Consider the following 19,070-nt stretch of genomic DNA (forward strand, 5'->3'; position numbering starts at 1 on the left):
GGCTATGGGCTATGGGCTATGGGCTATGGGCTATGGGCTATGGGCTATGGGCTATGGGCTATGGGCTATGGGCTATGCCAGTTAACAATAACCACACAAAGATAGCAACCATTACCAAAACGTAAACAAAATCCAAACCAAAACCCAAACGCAAACGTTTGCGCTATAGATCTTCGTAACATTCTCTGCGACAATACAACAATCGAGTAGCACCCGAAAGACCTCGTTCATGAGTGTATTCAATATACCAAGCTACTTTGCTCCATGCCCAGTCAATTTCAGTTCAAAGGATAAACATGGCCGCTCAAATCATTGATGGAAAACTCATTTCGCAAACTGTTCGTCAAGAAGTTGCAGCCCGAGTTAAAGCTCGCCTCGACGCAGGCCTTCGTGCACCGGGACTTGCTGTCGTCTTGGTCGGTCAAGACCCGGCTTCGCAAATTTACGTGGGTAGCAAGCGTAAAGCCTGTGATGAAGTCGGTTTTGTATCCAAGTCATTCGACTTGCCGGCGACGACAACCGAAACTGAATTGCTCGCCCTCATCGACGAGCTAAACGGTGATAATGAAGTCGATGGGATTTTAGTCCAACTACCACTTCCTGCAGGCATCGATAGTACCAAGGTGCTAGAGCATATCGACCCGGAGAAAGATGTTGATGGTTTCCACCCCTACAATGTCGGCCGCCTTTGCCAGCGCATCCCCAAATTGCGTTCATGTACACCTAAAGGCATTATCACCCTGCTTGAGCGCTACAATATTGCTGTTCGAGGCAAACACGCAGTGATTGTTGGTGCCTCGAACATTGTCGGCCGCCCTATGACGCTTGAGCTTCTGCTGGCTGGCGCGACCACCACCACTTGCCACCGCTTTACCCAGGATTTGGAAAGCCATGTCCGCCAGGCTGATATTTTGGTGGTTGCGGTTGGTAAGCCTAACTTCATTCCGGGCAATTGGATCAAAGAAGGGGCAACGGTCATTGATGTCGGTATCAACCGATTGGATAGCGGCAAGTTAGCCGGTGACGTGGAATATGATATCGCCCGCGAGCGTGCCCGCCATATTACCCCGGTTCCGGGAGGTGTAGGCCCAATGACAGTTGCCACCTTGATTGAAAATACGCTGCACGCCTGTGAGCAGTATCATGAGAAGTGATTAAGTGGCTAGTGGCTAGTGGCTAGTGGCTAGTGGCTAGTGGCTAGTGGCTAAAATATTAAAAAGGGCCGGGTGTTGTAATCAACACCCGGCCCTTTTAGCTAAAACAAACGCTTTGCCTGTGGCCCCTAGCCTTCAGCCCCAAGTCGCTCCTTCAAGAACGCTGTGAAATCTTCACCCAAAGACTCGTGTCGCATGCCGTATTCAACGAATGCCTGCATGTAGCCTAGCTTGCTACCGCAATCGTGGCTCTTTCCTGACATGTGGAACGCATTAACTTGCTGATCTTCCATCAGCATATCGATCGCATCTGTCAGCTGAATCTCATCACCTGCACCGATAGGCGTACGCGCTAACAAAGACCAAATTTCAGCAGGCAATACATAACGGCCAACAATCGCCAAGTTCGACGGTGCATCCTCAAGAGCAGGCTTCTCTACCACTTTGGTCATAGCGGCCGTCTCACCCGGTTTAAGCTCTGCCCCATTGATATCCGCTACGCCGTAGCTGGATACCTCAGACATTGGCACTGGCTCAACCATGACTTGGCTAATCTGGGTGTCATTGAATGCGTTTACCATTGCCGCCATGTTTTCACGGCGTAAATCACTGGCTGCATCGTCCAGAATTACATCCGGCAGCACCACAGCAAAAGGCTCATCACCTACGAGAGGGTGAGCACACAATACGGCATGGCCTAGCCCTTTCGCCTGGCCCTGTCGTACGTGCATGATAGTCACATCTTTAGGACAGATTTTCTGCACCTCTTCCAATAGCTGACGTTTCACACGCTTTTCCAGCGTTGCTTCCAGCTCGAAAGAGGTATCGAAATGGTTTTCAATCGAGTTCTTTGATGAGTGCGTCACTAGCACGATTTCTTTAATACCCGCAGCAACACACTCGTTAACCACATACTGAATAAGTGGCTTATCAACGATAGGTAGCATTTCTTTTGGGATCGCTTTGGTTGCAGGCAGCATACGTGTACCCAAGCCAGCGACAGGGATCACCGCTTTACGTACAGGGGAAGATGTAGACATAGTTTATTCCATTTCAAATTATTCAAACCACTATAACAAAGTCAGTGCAAACGAATCCAACAATGCGAATGGCGTGGATTACTTTTTCACCAGATCTTCATTTTGGACACTGACCTTAACCGGTTTACCAAGCAAGTTAATCAGCATAAACGAACGTTTCTCACCATCTGGCTCTTGGTAGATGGCCTCTATACCTTTGAACTGGCCTTGGGTGAGTTTCAGGGTTTCACCCGGCTTAGGGAGATCAGATAATTTTGCCTGCTGCTCTTCGGAGTCTTCGTTGATCATCAGGCTGTAGATGAGATCCGGATTGACAGTTTGTGGCCTCGCACCTTGGCGGATAAAATCTGCCACCCCACGAGTAGAGCGAACCGTGGTATAGCTAATTGCTTCGGGATCAAAGTAGACAAACATATAGCTCGGAAATAACGGCTCGAATGCGGTCACTCGTGTTCCTCGCACTATTTTCTCCACCGTCACCTGAGGGTAGTAACACTCAACCCCTTGACGATCAAGATTGATCACCGCGCGCTCCTGCTCACTGCGCTTACAATATAGTAGGTACCAATCTTTCATAGCAATCTCAGTCTGTTAATTCTCTAGCTTTGAGTGATTATACCTAAGCTTCACCCTGCGACAATGTTTTGCCCCCTTACTCTCAATTTCGCTTTGCATTTCTACATAAACTGCATATCCAGCCCAAAATGTAACAAACATTAACGGAAAGCCATGGCGATATGTAATTCCATAAATAGATTAAAATTCGAAACAAAAAACCAATACAGTTAAATTTTACAACATTTAGTTTAACCCACTTCTCGGAAATCTGAAATTTCAATTTTGAGCAAATAGCAAACAAACGCTTATTAATCAACATGTTGCATTGTTTTTGTTTTGTTTTTTATTTGTAACGATTTGCAGTTTAATAATTTGTCATTTATAACAGGGGCGACATTAGCAAACACAAAACCAATTAAATTTAGAGAATAATTATGAGCAATCTGAATAGTGGCACGTTGTTAGGCCATCCTAAAGGTTTGTTCTTACTGTTTGGAACCGAACTGTGGGAACGTTTTTCTTACTATGCGATGCGTGCCATTCTGGTGCTTTACCTCACCGACAAAACCATAAACGGCGGCCTTGGTTGGTCAACCCAAGATGCCCTTAACCTTTACGGTATCTATACCGGTCTGGTGTATATCACCCCACTTATCGGTGGATGGATTGCCGACAACTTCCTTGGCCAGCGCCGCTCTATTATTATCGGTGGTATCTTGATGGCACTGGGCCAATTCACCCTTGCCCTACCAAACAGCATGGTCGACCCGCATTCTGTGACTGCCTTTTACCTCGGCCTAGGCTTGCTGATCATTGGTAATGGTATGTTCAAGCCGAACATTTCAACCATGGTGGGCGATCTGTACCAAGAAGGCGATAACCGCCGCGACGGTGCTTTCACTATCTTCTATATGGGTATCAACCTTGGTTCGCTGCTTGCGGGTATTATTGCAGGTACCGCGTCTGCAGCCTACGGCTGGAAAGCCGGTTTCCTGACTGCCGGTATCGGTATGCTGATCAGCCTAGTGACCCAGCTGATTTTTGCCGAGCGCCTACTGGGTGATATCGGTAAAGAGCCAGCAGCAAAACGTGCTGCGGCGATGAACAAATCCGGTAAACAAGAGCCACTGACCAAGCAAGAGAAAGATCGCCTGAAAGTGATCATGATCATGGGTCTGTTCGTGGTTATCTTCTGGGCTGGCTTCGAGCAAGCCGGTGGCCTGATGAACATTTTCTCGCAGCAATACACTGACCGTATGATCGGTAGCTTCGAAGTACCTGCAGCTTGGTTCCAGTCTCTAAACCCATTCTTCGTTATCACCCTCGCGCCACTTATCGCGTCTATCTGGGTGAAAATGGGTTCTAAAGAGCCAAGCTCTCCAGTCAAATTTGCGATGGGTCTTTTCTTCCTAGCAGCTGGCTTTGTGTGCATGATGGGTGCCGTTATGCAGCAAGGTGGCGATCTAACAGTGAAGACCTCAATGTTCTGGCTGGTTGGTGCGTACTTCTTCCATACACTGGGTGAGCTTTGCCTATCGCCAATCGGCCTGTCAATGGTCACCAAGCTAGCACCGCTTCGTCTTGCTTCATTGATGATGGGTGCCTGGTTTGGCTTCAACGCTATCGCAAACTACGTTGCAGGCATCATTGGTGCCCACGTAGGTGAAGCTGGCCCAATGGCTATCTTCAGCGGTATCGCAATTGCAGCTACCGTTTCTGGTGTACTCTTGCTGCTATGCTCTAACCAACTGATCCGCTGGATGCACGGCGCTGAAGGTAAAGTGGTTGAAGAAAACGCTGAGCCACAACCGGTACAAGCATAAGCTGGACATCGTAGATTAAATGCAAAAATGACAACGGAGAGCCTCGGCTCTCCGTTTTGTTCTCTTGCAACTAGCTATTTCGTTTAAAGGTCAAACTGAAACTGGCCGATCCCATTTCGCTCAATGATAAGCGTCCCCCTGATTCGGCGAACTTGAGGCTAACGCTCTCATTGTTACTGGCCTGGTTACCGAGCCAAGGTTGGGCATTGACTACCTGCTCGCCATCACTGGTTTGCAGCCTGGCAGAAAGCCCTGCAGAAGCGATGTTCAAGGTTCTGTCGGTCACATCGAAGATGCCGAATATCGCCTTGATCGGAGAAGCATAACCAGAATGGCGCATACCTTTCTCAATTAACTTGATCAGGCCAGATATGGTGTTTTGATCTCCCATTCGGGTGCGGAGATAATCATTGAAAAATGCACGGATAAGCAAAGTGGTTGCTGTGCCGTTGTCGCCACCAGTAGCCGAATCGACCAAATAAAAGGCCAACCTACCATCAATCAGCCAGGTGTAATCAAGTAATACCGGCTGGACATCAGTAGCTTGCAAAACACAATAATTAAGCTGCCAATCACCCAATGAAGATTGGGTTTCAGGCATAAGCCCTAACAACAGTTCACGAGCGGCGCGTGGGTTAGCCTTGAGCTCTTCAATATGCCATTCAAGCTCTTCATCAACCACAGTCTCTTCATCAATGTTGACCCATTGGCTAGAAAAGCCATGATTCTCTGTGACTGAATCTTCTGATTTGAGCACTGACATAATGGCAGATTTGAGTACCATAATATTATCGAGCGGTTTGATCAGAAAATCCTTCACGCCATGGCGCAGCGCTGCCGCCACATCAGACATGTTACCCGTACCCGAAATGACAATGATCGGCACCATTGGGTACTGTAAAGACACCTCTTCAACGAACTCCATACCGGTAAGTACCGGCATGGCCAAATCACACAACAAAATATCAGGCATGCCCTCACGCAGTGCCTTCAACCCCTCTAGCCCATTTTCAGCTTCACGCACCCGGCAGCCCTGGCTAGTAAGAAAGCCAGCTAGCATCGTTCTAAATACTGGATCATCTTCGACGATAAGAACGTCTTTATCTTCAAGCAAAGCCTGCTCCCTGACTGAAGAATGATAATGGTGCTTGGCACCCCCTGTGCCACCTGGCTGTGAATGCGTACTCATAACACCTCAAACCACAGGCTTGACTAACCTATCAAAAGCATAGGTCGAAATCCGCTGATCGTCAGGGGATTCATTGTTTCGATGACGAAAATATTGAAAATTGTTAACAGCATCAAAATTTAAATTTTTCAATTACTAAGATTTACTACAAACAGAAAAACATGCCATATCTTGATTTACAGCAAAAGTTGTCTTGAAAGCGTCATCTTTTTACATGTTTTGTTATACAATTCCCCATTATAAGTTTTCAGTGTTGTACAGTTATGAAGCTTGACGATTTAAATTTATTCCGCATGGTTGTGGAGAACGGTAGTTACACAGCAACGTCTCGTAAGACCCAGGTGCCCGTGGCCACCCTGACCCGTCGTATTCAGGCGCTTGAAGAGTGTTTGAATATCCGACTACTAAACCGTCATGCAAGGAAGCTATCACTGACAGAAGCCGGACAAAAATTTTACGACGAATGCAGTCCTCTGCTGCAAAGCCTGGTCGATACCGCCGAGCATGTTAGCGAAGAGTGCAAAGGGGCTGCCGGTAAGTTGAAAATTGCCGCGCCATCTAATCTGACCAAGGTGATGCTGCAGCCGCTGCTCAATGCCTTCATGAAAGAGCACCCGGCAATCAACATCCAACTGATGATGAGCAATGATCCGGAAATTCTCGACCCGACCGACTGGGACGTGATTTTCCGTGTTGGCCCTCAGCGTGATTCCACTTTAATCGCTCGTAAAATCAATGCCGTAAAAGATATTTTGGTCGCTAGCCCAGAGTATCTTAAAAGCAACAGCGAACCCAAACATGCCCAGGACTTGCATCAGCACCCGCTACTGAAAGGTAAGCCTCTTCTTCGCTGGCGCTTGACTAACAGTGACGGCGAAACAGTCACAGTGTCGGATCGGGGCCGCTATGAAGCCAACGAACTCAATGTGGTTCGCAAAGCCTGTATGGCCGGTTTGGGCATCACGCTGATGCCTGATGTCATGCTGGAAAAATACATCTCTTCAGGCGAGCTGGTGCAAATTCTCAAAAACTGGTCCTCTAACCAGCGTGATGTTTACCTGATGTATAACCATCGCGACTACCAGCCAGAAAAACAGCGCTTGTTCATTGAGTTTGCCAGCGAGTATTTTAAGCTGTAGAGCGATTGGCGATTGGCGATTGGCGATTGGCGATTGGCGATTGGCGATTGGCGATTGGCGATTGGCGAATTTACTTGATTTGGCAGTCTCGTCAACGATTATCCATGACCTTAGACAAAGCAAAAGCAGGAACACATTGTTCACGCTTTTGCTTTATATCTATCTGCCTACTGCCGGTTCTGTCGCAGTAATCCCTCGTTACTCCTACCACCTCAACTCTAGCCTAGTGTCCTTAACTGCTCCTGCTACTCTCGCCTCAAGCCGTCTTTTCCTATCGCCATGCTACTTTCTTCCTTGCGAACTTTTTCAACCCCGACTAAATGTTAATAGTACTGGCACGAAAAGCCTTCCTGAATTTGTGTTTATTGGTAGGCAGCCACAAGCAGTCATTATTAATTAGCAAGAAGAGCATCATCAAGCAGAGCACCACAAGTTCCACTTTCGCTTAGTCAGTGTTCTTCGATAACGGATGAAAATAAGCACGACTCAATGAGGAAGCATTATGATTCTGGGACACTTATTCGGTTTATATACTCACCCCAAGCAAGAGTGGCGAGCGATTGACAAGGAACATGAAGGGATACAAAGCAGTTTGAGCCACATTCTACTGATTGCTTTGCTTCCACCTATCTTTGCCTTTATTTCGAGCGTATTTATTGGCTGGCGAATCGGCGTCGGGGCACCTATCTATCTTACCCAAGGCAGTGCGCTGGCTATGTCGGTGGCGATGTACTTTGCCCTCATCGCTGGGGTATTCGCCCTCGCCTACCTAACTTACTGGATGAGCCATACCTTTGGTTCAACACCGACATATACTCAGGCCCTTGAGCTGGCAGCATACACCGCCACACCGTTGTTTATGGTCAGTATCGCAGCTATCTATCCTCAAGTCTGGTTCTTGATGATTGCCGGGCTGATCGGCATTGCCTATTCGGTATACCTGCTCTATACCGGCGTGCCAATTTTGATGCACATTCCCGAAGAGCGAGGGTTTATCTACGCCAGCTCTATCGTTACCTGTGGGCTTGTGTTGCTGGTATCTATCATCGCCGGCTCGGTAATCCTTTGGAATCTCGGGATTGGGCCGCAGTTTAGTCACTAAATTGGCGATTGGCGATTGGCGATTGGCGATTGGCGATTGGCGATTGGCGATTGGCGATTCAACAAATTAAAAGGGCAGGATGTTTAATCAACATCCTGCCCTTCTTACATAACAAATTAAGCTGATGCGAAGCTCTTTTACCTATAGCCCAGAGCCCTCAGCCACTTTGCCGTGCTCTTAAACCCCCTCGTTATGCAACTCGAGGTTAGCCAGATCCTGCTGGATTTCACGCTTGGTTTTCGCATCTTCGCTACGTAGCGATTCCAAGTAATCCAAGTAGCACTGATCGATATCGCCAGTCACGTATGAACCGCTGAATACTGACGTTTCGAATCGTTGGATGTCCGGGTTACCTTCGGCAACGGCATCAACCAGATCTTGTAGATCCTGGAAAATCAGACCATCAGCACCGATCATCTTACAGATCTCATCAACTTCACGGCCGTGGGCAATCAGCTCGTTAGCCGTTGGCATATCAATACCGTATACGTTCGGGAAGCGAACTTCTGGCGCAGCAGAGGCCAGGTAAACCTTACGCGCACCGGCTTCACGCGCCATCTCGATGATCTGCTCAGAAGTGGTACCACGAACGATTGAGTCGTCCACTAGCAGTACGCTCTTGTCTTTAAACTCAGAGCGGATAGCGTTCAGCTTACGGCGTACGGATTTACGACGCATTTGCTGACCCGGCATGATGAAAGTACGGCCAACGTAGCGGTTTTTCACAAAGCCCTGACGGTATGGCTTATCCAGTGTACGGGCAATTTCCAGTGCACTGTCACAAGATGTCTCAGGGATAGGGATAACCACATCGATATCCAGATCAGCCCAGTCACGCTTGATCTTCTCCCCCAGCTTCTGGCCCATGCTTACACGCGCACCGTATACCGACACTTTGTCAATGAACGAGTCAGGACGGGCAAAGTAAACAAACTCAAACACGCAAGGGTTTAGCGTTGGATTGTCAGCACACTGCTGGGTGAAAAGCTGGCCGTCAAAGGTCACATAAACCGCTTCACCCGGTGCCACATCACGCATGAAATCAAAACCAACGGCATCCAATGCTACCGACTCGGAAGCCACCATGTACTCAACATGACCTTCAACCTCACGCTTACCCAGGCACAGAGGGCGAATTCCGTGCGGGTCGCGGAAGGCAATCATACCGTGGCCGATAACCATAGATACCACAGCGTAAGCGCCAGACACCATACGATGCACTTCGCGGACGGCATCAAAAATTTCATCAGGCGTGATTGGGTAAGTCTTGGCACTTTCCAGCTGGTTAGCCAATACGTTCAGTAGGATTTCCGAATCAGAGGTTGTATTTACGTGACGACGTGCTTTTTCGAACAGTTGCTCTTTAATTTCACCCGCGTTAGTCAAGTTACCGTTGTGAGCCAGAGAAATACCGTATGGAGAGTTCACATAGAAAGGCTGAGCTTCAGACGCGCTTGAGCTACCAGCAGTCGGATAGCGCACATGGCCAATCCCTACGTTACCCTGCAAACGCTGCATGTGCTTGGCTTCGAATACATCGCGAACCAAACCGTTCGCTTTACGCAGACGAAAACGATTGCTTTCCAAGGTAACAATACCAGCCGCATCTTGGCCGCGGTGCTGCAGCACGGTCAAAGCATCATAAATAGACTGGTTAACCGGGGTTGAACCCACGATTCCGACAATACCACACATGTCCTAAATCCTCGTCACGCTTAATTTGAAATTCAGCGGGTATCTGGCTTTACCAAATACCCGCTGATAGCTTTTCCATTAGGTATCAGTAGATTAATACTGAACCTGATACCCCAAGTTACCTTGGGTTTCATCCAACACCGTTCGCTATAGCGCGCCCGGCAAAAAGCTTGATGTGTCTTTGAGGTATGTGAAGAACCATTCAATCACCACGCCAAACTGAGGGATCAACTGGGACTCTTGCCACCAGTCCGAATCCGCAAAGCCTGTAAAGGCGTCCATGAAGAACAGTACTGCCGCGACAATCAGCACGCCACGTACCCCTCCGAACACAATGCCTAGTACCCGGTCTGTACCCGACAGGCCGGTTTTCTGTACCAGTTGTCCTATAACATAGTTCACTACTGCGCCGACGATCAGCGTGGCAATGAACAAGGCAGCGATCGCGCTACCATTTCGAAGCATCTCATCCTGAATATTAGTGAAGTAGGCCGCCAGCTGACTATAAAAATTACTTGCGACGAAAAAAGCAGCAAACCATATCACTAACGAGAGCGCTTCCTTGACAAAACCTCGGATCAAACTCACTAGAGCCGAGAAGCCAATTACGCCTAAAATTACGTAATCAATCCAGATCATCATTTGTTGTATTCGTCTTGTTGGTGCGTATTCTAACAGAAAAAATGAGAACGCAAACGTTTACCTAAGGGTTAAGTGGATTAAATCTGACCAATCGGCCCTTCAATCCGGTCAATTCTTCCAATTTTTTGATGTCGCCCGACAGCTTTTGCTTCGACACATCAGGACCGACAACAACCCTGGCCAAATCGCCTTGCTGTGGCTGCTTTGGAAAAACATGCGCTTGATAACCCGCTTTACGAAGACGCTCAACCAGCTGGTTGGCGTTATCAAAGTTGCGGAAAACCCCTAATTGAACCACCCACGCGCTGTCTTGGTTACCTACTTTCGGCTCGGTCACAGGCTGCGGCTCAACCTTGAGCGGCTGATTGGCCGCCTCGATAGCCTCTGCCGTAACTTCAACCTGCACATCTTGCTGTGGCTCATCAATAACAACCGTTACCGGCTCTGGGGGTAAATCCACCTCTGCAAACTCCGGAGCAGGGATCGTTTCATACTCGATTTCATCAGTGGTTTCAGGCTGCAGCGGAATACTGGCAAATTGCTCCTGATAATGCTGCTTTTTGCCATCGAACAAATCGGGAAGAAAAATCACCCCAATCGCCACCAAAATGATCGTACCGACCAACCGGCTCTGAAATTTACTTGCCACAGTTACTCCTGATTCTTTGCTTCAATGTGACTGGTTACCTGGCCCACAGTGTAAAATGAGCCAAATACAATTACCATATCGTCAGCTTCCGCCTGTGTCAGCGCTTTGTCATAAGCCGCTTCTGGGGTCTGGTAGGCCTCTGCTCCTGATGGAAGGTGGGTCAAAATCTCCTCGGCGCTCGCTGCGCGTGGGCCTGTTAGCGAGGCTGGGTACCAATAATCAACCACTTCCGTCATCTCAGCAATGGTAGCAGCAATGTCCTTGTCGTGAAGCATTGCTACCACGGCATGGAGCTTTTTCTTGCCGAGTTGTTGTTTCATGCCCGCTAGCTGCTGGGCAAAATACTGCGCTGAGTGTGGGTTATGAGCCACATCCATGATAACCAGCGGTTGCTCAGAGACTTTTTGCATTCGCCCCGGCAGGCTGGCATCTGCCAAGCCTTCAATCACATTTTCATCCGTGATATTAAGCTCGGCAACGGCCAATGCCATTAATGCTGTTGCGGCATTTGGCAACGGCAATGATGGAAGCGGCAATTGCTCCAAGGTGAAAGCACCGCTCTGCCAGCGCCAGTGATCGGCTTCGACGCTATATTCGAACTGGTAACCAACCTGATACATCTTGGCACCGATATCATCAGCATGGGCAGGTACCGTCGCCGGCGGGTTCGGCTGGCCACACACGGCTGGTTTGCCGCTACGGAAGATTCCTGCTTTTTCGTAGCCAATGACATTGATGTCATCACCCAGCCAGTCAACATGGTCTACCGCTAAGCTCGTGATCACCGACACGTCGTGGTCAACGATATTGGTAGCATCCAGCCGGCCACCCAGTCCTACTTCCAATAAAACGACATCAACATGACGCGACTTGAATAACTGGAGCGCAGCCAGCGTCCCAAACTCAAACAGGCTTAAACTGATATCACCGCGCTGCTGTTCAATGGCGGCAAAGGCTTCGCTGTGTGCCGCGTCTGCCAATTCGATACCGTTAATGCGAACACGTTCGTTATAACGAACCAGGTGAGGAGAGCTATACACCCCAACACGGTAGCCAGCTTTAAGCAAAATCGCTTCCATCATGGCACAGGTTGAGCCTTTGCCGTTGGTACCTGCAACAGTGATCACGCAGGGGGCTGGCTTGGTTAATTCTGCCTTCTGGGCTACCGCCTTTACCCGGTCAAGACCTAGGTCAATGGCACTGGTGTGGAGGTGTTCAAGATAAGTCAGCCAAGAGGCCAAAGGAGAGTTTGCTTGAGGTGCTGTCAATCCGGACATCATATTTCATTTCGTTACAACAATATGAGCCTTAATTTACCACTGAACGCAGCAAGACCAAACAGCAATGTCTTGATTATTGATACCGAGGGAGCTTTTGCAAACAACAAAACGGGGCCTAAGCCCCGTTTCCTGTTAACTTTTAAAGCACTACGAGCCTTAATCTTCAGTTTGCTCGTTCTGCTCTTCAGTTTTCTTTTCAATTTTCTCTTCCGCTGCTTTCACCGGCTTTTCAACAGGCACAACCATTGGAGAGTCAACTTGGGTTAGCTTGGCAACCAAGCCACCGATGCGCTGGCGCATTTCACGGCGGTCGACAATCATATCAATTGCACCGTGATCAAGCAGGAATTCACTACGCTGGAATCCTTCAGGAAGCTTCTCGCGTACGGTTTGTTCGATAACACGCTGGCCAGCAAAACCGATAAGGGCTTTTGGCTCACCGATGTTGATATCGCCCAGCATCGCCAGACTTGCCGATACTCCACCCATCGTCGGATCTGTTAGTACCGAGATAAATGGCAGGCCTTTGTCAGACAGACGCTCAAGCGCGGCACTGGTTTTTGCCATCTGCATCAGCGACATTAACGCTTCCTGCATACGGGCACCACCACTGGCAGAAAAGCACACCAAGCCACAGTTATTGGCAATGGCTTCGTCAACAGCCTGCACGAACTTGGCGCCCACAACAGAGCCCATCGAACCGCCCATGAAAGAGAACTCAAATGCACAGGCAACCAATGGCTGGCCCAGCAAGGTCCCTTTCTTCACAACCAATGCATCTTTCTCGCCGCTTGTTTTCTGTGCTGACGATAGACGATCTTTGTATTTCTTGGAGTCACGGAACTTCAGCTTATCTTTTGGCTCAAGCTCTGCAGCAATTTCAACCTGCCCTTCTTCGTCCAGGAAGGTTTCCAAGCGACGGCGTGCCTTCATGCGCATGTGGTGATCACATTTAGGGCAAACTTCCAAGTTACGTTCTAGATCGGCGTGATAAAGCACTTGTTCGCAAGAAGTACATTTGGTCCATACCCCTTCAGGGATAGACGCTTTGCGAGAAGAAACAATGTTGCTTTTTGTAAGGATCTTTTCCAGCCAGCTCATGAATGACCTTTTATCGTTTTATTTCCCTGCCCTTAGGGTCTTAGCACAAGTCTTTGCAGCAGAGAATTACAAATTCGTTAATTTACCGAGGTGGAATTAAAGCACAAACTCGTCTAACTGTAGATAAAAAACTGGTACTACGAGTTAGCCCGAGACAAATCTGACCGTTAGCTGACAGATTAATCCGGCAAAAACAGCGGACCAACCGGCACTTTCGGTAGCTCGTGTTCTTCTGGGTAATCCACTTCGACCAAGTACAAACCTTCGGCTTTTGCCGTTGCCCCTGCCAAAGTTCGATCTTTTTGCTCCAGCAGCCACTGGATCCATTCCGGCTTTTCTTCGCCTCGGCCGACTTTTATCAGGCTTCCTGTAATATTGCGAACCATATGATGAACAAAGGCATTGGCCTTGATATCAATGATCACAAAATTACCCTGACGCGACACGTTCAAATGCATTAGATTACGCCAAGGGCTGCGGGATTGACAATACACAGCGCGGAAGGATGTGAAGTCATTCTCACCCAGCAGGTACTGCCCCGCTTCATGCATCGCTTTTTCATCTAGCTCACCGTGATAGTGGCTCACCCCTTTAGCCAAAATGGCGGGACGGTATGCATGATTGTAGATGATATAGCGATAACGGCGAGCCGTTGCCGTAAAGCGAGCATGAAACTCATCATCCACTCTCTTAGCCCAGCGAACTGCGATATCTTTAGGTAAGTGGGCATTTACACCCATACTCCACGCAACCATCTTACGGTCAACGTCGACATCAAAGTGTACGACCTGCCCGGTACCATGAACCCCAGCGTCGGTTCTTCCCGCACACTGCACTTCAATGGGCTTATTGGCAATCTTGCTCAGCGCCTTTTCCAAACGTTCCTGGACACTGTCTACGTCACGCTGGCGTTGCCAACCGTAGTATTTCGCACCGTCGTACTCAATACCTAAAGCTATTCGCATAATTTTCTTCGTCTTGCTGGCGGCCAATGGCCGATTTTCAAAATAAGGGGGGGAGTATATCAAAAAAAGCGGAAGCATGTGCTTCCGCTTTTTGGGTCCTGTGGTTCTGTGGTTCTGTGGTTCTGTGGTTCTGTGGTTCTGTGGTTCTGTGGTTCTGGAGAAAATGTTTCAAGGCGACATAATACTGTCAAGCTTTCGATCTAAAAGTCTAAAAATCAATGTTGAGCATCTCCCATAGGGCCATAGGGCCGCTCTCGACCCCATAGAACCGATCTTATTTTCTCAACTTCTCCAACAAACTCTTCGCTTCTTGCTGCAGTTGGGCATCGCCGCCTTGGGCAACCTGCTCCAGCAGGCCACGGGCGCCTTCGCTGTCGTTCATTTCCAGATAAGCTTTGGCCAAATCCAGCTTGCTGGCAAACTCGCCCTGGCTGTCAATATCCAAACTACCGATATCAGCCAGTACATCAGGGAACTCATCCAAACCGACATCCAGGTTGAGTGGCGTTTCATCCAGTTCACTATCCAGTGACTCACCATCAAGATCTTTCATAAGCTCATCAATGCTGATGTACGATGCTTCCGATGATTGCCTACCAGCGGGCGCTTCAACTTCAGGCTCTTGCAGCAATTCGCTAGCGGCTTCTTCCATCACCGGCTGAAGGTCATTAGTTTCAAGGTTATTGATTTCGAGGTCTTTGGCGTCTAAATCATTGCTTTCGACATTCGCTGTTGTCTCTGGCAGCAGTTCAGAAACAGCGCTCTCTTCATCCAATAAATCGCCGTCATCCAGAAGCTGGCTTTCATCATAGGCTGGCACATCCTCGATATTCATCTCTGGCTGCTGCCCCCAGTCTTCCCCTTCAAGTTCAGGTTCTGGGTTATTCGTCGACCAGATCTCTTGCTCTTCCTCTGACAACGTTTCTTCTGCAGATGAATCCGTCGTGATCTCTTCAGAATGGCCAACCAACTGCTCTCGCTCCCAGTCCGCCTGAAGCTCGGGATCACTCAACAGAGCATCCATATCCAGCCCCGCCGAGTCCACAAACTCGTCAGTCATAGGCATTTCAGGCTTAGATACTTCAGGCATAGACACTTCAGTCACCGCCACTTCAGGACTAGAGCTGCTAGCTTGAGCCGATACTGGTTGCTGTGTAGGGGTTGGCTCAGGGCTTATTGGCTGCTGTGACTGTGTTTCAAGTGGTTCTGAAACGGCAGCTTGCTCTGAAACGGAAAATTGTGGCTTGCTGCCCTGCTCCATTTCATATTGTTCAAGCTCATGCTGCTCATCGAACGAAGCCTGCAAGGCATCATCTTCACTGAACTCAGGTAGGCTTGCCGGATCCAGCGTTTCAAACTCAATATCCGGGCGGCCATGCAGCGAATACGGATTCGCGGGCTGAGCCTCTTGTTCTAGGCTCTCAGGCTCCTGAGCTTGAGACTCTGACACTGATTCAACAGCAGTTTCCGGCTGGGCTAGAGGCTTATCGGCAGCCTCTGCCGCTTGCTGCAGTTGACGAACGATGTTATCGAGCATGGCCTGCTCATCGTCATCATTTAGCGCCTGTTCTTGCTCTAACTGTGGCTCAATGTCTGGATCGTTGAATGCCGCTTCCTCGTCGAACTCAGGCAAGTCATCCAATGTAAGAGGAGCGCTATCATCTTGTGCCTGAACAGGCTCTGTTTCAGGCTCAGGTTCCATTTCAAACTCGGCAAGCAATGTTTCCTCATCAAAGATCGGAAACTCGTCATCAGCCTCAACATGTTGCTCCGGCTCTTCCACACTTGATTGTTCAAGTACTTCACTATCCGATGCAGGCAGCTCAGTATCAAGTTGTTCAGGCTCTGAAGGCTGTATGCTCTCAGCATCATGAGCAAAGTCAAAAGCTGGCTCGTCTAAGATTGTCTCTTGAGTGTCGCCCAGGCTTTCTAATAGCTGTTCAACGGTCTGGCCGATAGCTTCAATTTCGGCATTGTCGTTCCCCCCCTCGGAATCAAGCGAAGCGACATCTGCCGAAGCCAGAAGCTGTTCGATTTCATCAATCTCAGGTTGGGGATCTTCAGGTTCGACTGCCGGCTGCTCTATAACAGCAGTCTCAACTTGGCTATCAAGCTGCAGGTCGTCATCAGCGGCTTCAGCCGTCTCTTCGGTCGTCACTTCGAATGAGGAGTCAACAGGAGAGTGCTGCTCTAGGATGTCATCAAGCAACTCCGTACTGTTCTCTGCAATGGTGATATCATCAACAGATACTGCCGCTTCTGGATCAACGCTATCGAGATCATCATCAGTGTCAGCCAACAGTTCATCCAGCAACTCAGTACTGTTCTCATCGATCTCAATATCGTTGTTGGCCAACAGCCCGTCCGTTTCTGGCTCATCCAACAGTTCATCTAGCAACGCCGTACTGTCTTCTTCCACCTCAATATCAGACGTTAAGCTATCTTCATCATCAAGCAGTTCATCAAGCAGGGCCGTTGAATTCTCTGGCGTCTGAGCTACAGCACTTTCGATCTCTTCATCAAAACTGCCCACCGCTTCATCAAATATGGATGCAAAGTCACCATCACTTTCAGGCGATGCCATCATATCAATATCAGCTAATGCTTGATCGACCGCCGCTTGCTCAGCGGCCTCTTGCTTTGTTTCTGGCCGAGCTGCATTATCATCTGATCCAACACTATCAAACAGTGCATCCAGCTCATCTTGGTCGACCATCGGCTCAGGCTGTGGATCTTGTGTATCCAGAGGCTGATCTTCCAAAGCGTCATCTGTCGCTGAAGAGAACAAGTCATCGAGCATAGCCTGATCGACAATTTGATCATCCTTCGCGGCTGGGTCCAAGGATGCATCAAGATCGAGCTCATCACCGTCATAGGACAGATCGAAGCTATCTTCATCATCTTCATCAGCTTGCAGGGATTGCTCCCACATTGCCGCCAGCTCTTCATCAGAGTTTGGCTCTGGCTTCTTGTCCATCTCATCCAGTGCCCGCTCCATATCTTCAAGACCAATAGCGTCATCATCACTATTGACCGAGATACTGCTTGCACCCAGATTACCGCCGAGATCAAAACCGTTGCTATCGTCATCTTGTTTTGATTCCAGTGGCGAATCCTGGCCAAACAAGCTGCTTTCCGGATCATCAAACAATGAATCGTCATCACCGAAGAGATCGTCAAGCTCATCATCGTCACCCAATGTCAAACTAGGAACATCTTCGTCATCAGTCGGCACCGGCGGTGGTGGCGGCACCATTGCCGCTTCGTCTTGGTTTTGTGGGGCATCCAGTGACTTAACGTCATCTTCCGCTTCACGCTTACGACCAAACAGGAAGTAAGCCAGCGCACCAGCAATCAATGCGCCCGGGATCAAAGCCAGCGCAGCCAACATCAGCGGGTTGGCAATCATACGGTCAAACAGGGTTGGCTCGGGTTCAACAACTTGTGTTTGTAGTGCGCGCTGCTGATTGATAAAGCCTTTGATTTGTTCACGCAGCACTTCATCATCGCTAAGCTGCTGTTTCAAAGCTGACACTTCATGCTGCATCTCAGCAAGACGAACACGCAACAGATGATTACTTTCAAGCAGCTTGGTCATCTGCTCATCAGATGCATCCAATTGAGCCTGAAGCACTGTTGGCTTCGGTGGGATCAACGCTTCTGGTGCTTCTGGCGCTGTTAACTGAGAATCTGCCGTGCCCGGCGTTTGCTCTGCTGACTTAACCACGGTTTCAACCACAGGCTCTGGTTTTTCCTGTGGCGTGGCAACAACAGTCGGTGCCTGTGGTTTCGGGGCCTGTTGTTTAGGGGGTTGCTGCTTAGGCGCTTGTTGTTTAGGAGCAGGGGCTCTAGGTGCTTCAGCAACTTTAGGTGTTGGCTTTGGTGCTGACGGCGTAGAAGCCGTACGCGCCTGGCTCCGAGTAGGCGAACCTTGATCAGCTTCCAAGCGGTGCTTAACAATATCAATACTTTCCCGACGCATTTGCGCCTCTGTTGGAATAGCCAGCATGCTGCCTGGGATCAAGCCATGGATATTGCTATTTTCAAAGGCCTGCGGGTTCTGACGGAAAATCGCGCCAATCACCTGATAGATGGACACTTGGTTACTAGGACGATAACGCGTTGCAATAGACCACAAAGTCTCGGCATTCGTCGTCGGGCCATAGCGGAAGGTATTCGCAGAAGACGGTCCCTGCGCGGCGGTGTCAGCCGGTAATGAGGTAGCGGCAGGCTGTACGCCCTGCCCCGGCCCTGTAATACGAATGGTATTGGATTGGGCCGAGAAAGAAATTACAGCGGTGGAAAAAATTACCGGCAGAAAAATGCGTTTTATCATTGTCGAAAGGTCAGACACTGCCTGTCATCCTCTTTGGCAGGAAAAATAGCTACGAATGAATAGGGCACTTCATGTGCACACATACAAGCGTCGTATGATACAAGAATATTTATCTTCGGCCTATGCACAATAATCTTGAGCGTGACCGAGCCAATCAATTAATACTTCGGGAGCAAAGTCGCACTATTGTTGACCTACTCAGAACGATAGTAGATTCAGTGCATTGAAAATACAACAGGTCCGAAATGAACATCAGTTACAGGAAAATAAAAAAGCGCCCTACTTGAACAAGCATGGCGCTTTGGGATCCTGTGGTCCTGTGGTCCTGGGTCCTGGGTCCTGGGTCCTGGGTCCTGGGTCCTGGGTCCTGGGTCCTGGGTCCTGGGTCCTGGGTCCT

Annotated in this window: 14 protein-coding genes; 4 read left to right on the forward strand and 10 right to left on the reverse strand. The window is 49.0% G+C overall.

All coding sequences use genetic code 11. The annotated features are described in order from the left end of the window. Positions 1 to 296 precede the first annotated feature (296 nt). Entirely contained in the window at positions 297 to 1,154 is an 858-nt protein-coding gene (gene folD / locus R2X38_RS26180) for a bifunctional methylenetetrahydrofolate dehydrogenase/methenyltetrahydrofolate cyclohydrolase FolD (protein WP_317525286.1), read from the forward strand. A 128-nt stretch (positions 1,155 to 1,282) separates the two neighbouring features. Here folD and galU read toward each other — a convergent pair whose 3' ends face one another. Together galU and rfaH are read right to left on the reverse strand one after the other, a co-directional pair. Next, complete coding sequence (galU, locus tag R2X38_RS26185; protein WP_317525287.1) at positions 1,283 to 2,194, reverse strand: UTP--glucose-1-phosphate uridylyltransferase GalU; 912 nt, start codon at positions 2,192 to 2,194, stop codon at positions 1,283 to 1,285. Between the two features lie 78 nt (positions 2,195 to 2,272). Beyond that, a complete protein-coding gene (gene rfaH, locus R2X38_RS26190) occupies positions 2,273 to 2,770 on the reverse strand; it encodes a transcription/translation regulatory transformer protein RfaH (RefSeq protein ID WP_317525288.1) in 498 nt (165 codons plus the stop codon). 416 nt (positions 2,771 to 3,186) lie between these two features. Here rfaH and R2X38_RS26195 point away from each other — a divergent pair, with 416 nt between their 5' ends. Further along, positions 3,187 to 4,575 carry a peptide MFS transporter gene (locus tag R2X38_RS26195; protein ID WP_317525289.1) on the forward strand — a complete coding sequence of 463 codons (1,389 nt, stop codon included), beginning with the start codon at positions 3,187 to 3,189 and terminating at the stop codon, positions 4,573 to 4,575. A 70-nt stretch (positions 4,576 to 4,645) separates the two neighbouring features. Here the strand turns inward: R2X38_RS26195 and R2X38_RS26200 are convergent, their stop codons facing one another. Further along, positions 4,646 to 5,689 carry a response regulator gene (locus R2X38_RS26200; protein WP_317525297.1) on the reverse strand — a complete coding sequence of 348 codons (1,044 nt, stop codon included), beginning with the start codon at positions 5,687 to 5,689 and terminating at the stop codon, positions 4,646 to 4,648. Between the two features lie 338 nt (positions 5,690 to 6,027). On the opposite strand from R2X38_RS26200, the gene R2X38_RS26205 reads away from it, so the two are divergent. Further along, on the forward strand, positions 6,028 to 6,903 hold the full coding sequence (locus R2X38_RS26205) for a LysR family transcriptional regulator (RefSeq protein WP_317525290.1): 876 nt from the start codon (positions 6,028 to 6,030) through the stop codon (positions 6,901 to 6,903). A 502-nt stretch (positions 6,904 to 7,405) separates the two neighbouring features. Beyond that, complete coding sequence (locus R2X38_RS26210) at positions 7,406 to 8,005, forward strand: Yip1 family protein (protein WP_317525291.1); 600 nt, start codon at positions 7,406 to 7,408, stop codon at positions 8,003 to 8,005. 177 nt (positions 8,006 to 8,182) lie between these two features. Here R2X38_RS26210 and purF read toward each other — a convergent pair whose 3' ends face one another. The 7 genes from purF to R2X38_RS26245 form a co-directional block, all read right to left on the reverse strand. Beyond that, the gene (purF, locus tag R2X38_RS26215; protein ID WP_317525292.1) at positions 8,183 to 9,700 is read right to left on the reverse strand and encodes an amidophosphoribosyltransferase; all 1,518 of its coding nucleotides are present in this window, start codon (positions 9,698 to 9,700) and stop codon (positions 8,183 to 8,185) included. Positions 9,701 to 9,847: 147 nt separating this feature from the next. After that, the gene (cvpA, locus tag R2X38_RS26220; protein WP_317525298.1) at positions 9,848 to 10,339 is read right to left on the reverse strand and encodes a colicin V production protein; all 492 of its coding nucleotides are present in this window, start codon (positions 10,337 to 10,339) and stop codon (positions 9,848 to 9,850) included. A gap of 64 nt (positions 10,340 to 10,403) precedes the next feature. Further along, on the reverse strand, positions 10,404 to 10,991 hold the full coding sequence (locus R2X38_RS26225) for an SPOR domain-containing protein (protein ID WP_317525293.1): 588 nt from the start codon (positions 10,989 to 10,991) through the stop codon (positions 10,404 to 10,406). Positions 10,992 to 10,993: 2 nt separating this feature from the next. After that, positions 10,994 to 12,268 (reverse strand): bifunctional tetrahydrofolate synthase/dihydrofolate synthase, encoded by a 1,275-nt coding sequence (gene folC, locus R2X38_RS26230; protein ID WP_317525294.1) that lies wholly within the window; start codon positions 12,266 to 12,268, stop codon positions 10,994 to 10,996. A gap of 159 nt (positions 12,269 to 12,427) precedes the next feature. After that, on the reverse strand, positions 12,428 to 13,372 hold the full coding sequence (gene accD, locus R2X38_RS26235) for an acetyl-CoA carboxylase, carboxyltransferase subunit beta (protein ID WP_317525295.1): 945 nt from the start codon (positions 13,370 to 13,372) through the stop codon (positions 12,428 to 12,430). A 179-nt stretch (positions 13,373 to 13,551) separates the two neighbouring features. Further along, complete coding sequence (gene truA / locus R2X38_RS26240; RefSeq protein WP_187464408.1) at positions 13,552 to 14,337, reverse strand: tRNA pseudouridine(38-40) synthase TruA; 786 nt, start codon at positions 14,335 to 14,337, stop codon at positions 13,552 to 13,554. Positions 14,338 to 14,611: 274 nt separating this feature from the next. Beyond that, on the reverse strand, positions 14,612 to 18,691 hold the full coding sequence (locus tag R2X38_RS26245) for a FimV/HubP family polar landmark protein (protein ID WP_317525296.1): 4,080 nt from the start codon (positions 18,689 to 18,691) through the stop codon (positions 14,612 to 14,614). Positions 18,692 to 19,070: the final 379 nt, after the last annotated feature.

It is taken from the genome of Photobacterium rosenbergii, assembly GCF_033022775.1.
GTDB lineage: Bacteria > Pseudomonadota > Gammaproteobacteria > Enterobacterales > Vibrionaceae > Photobacterium > Photobacterium rosenbergii_A.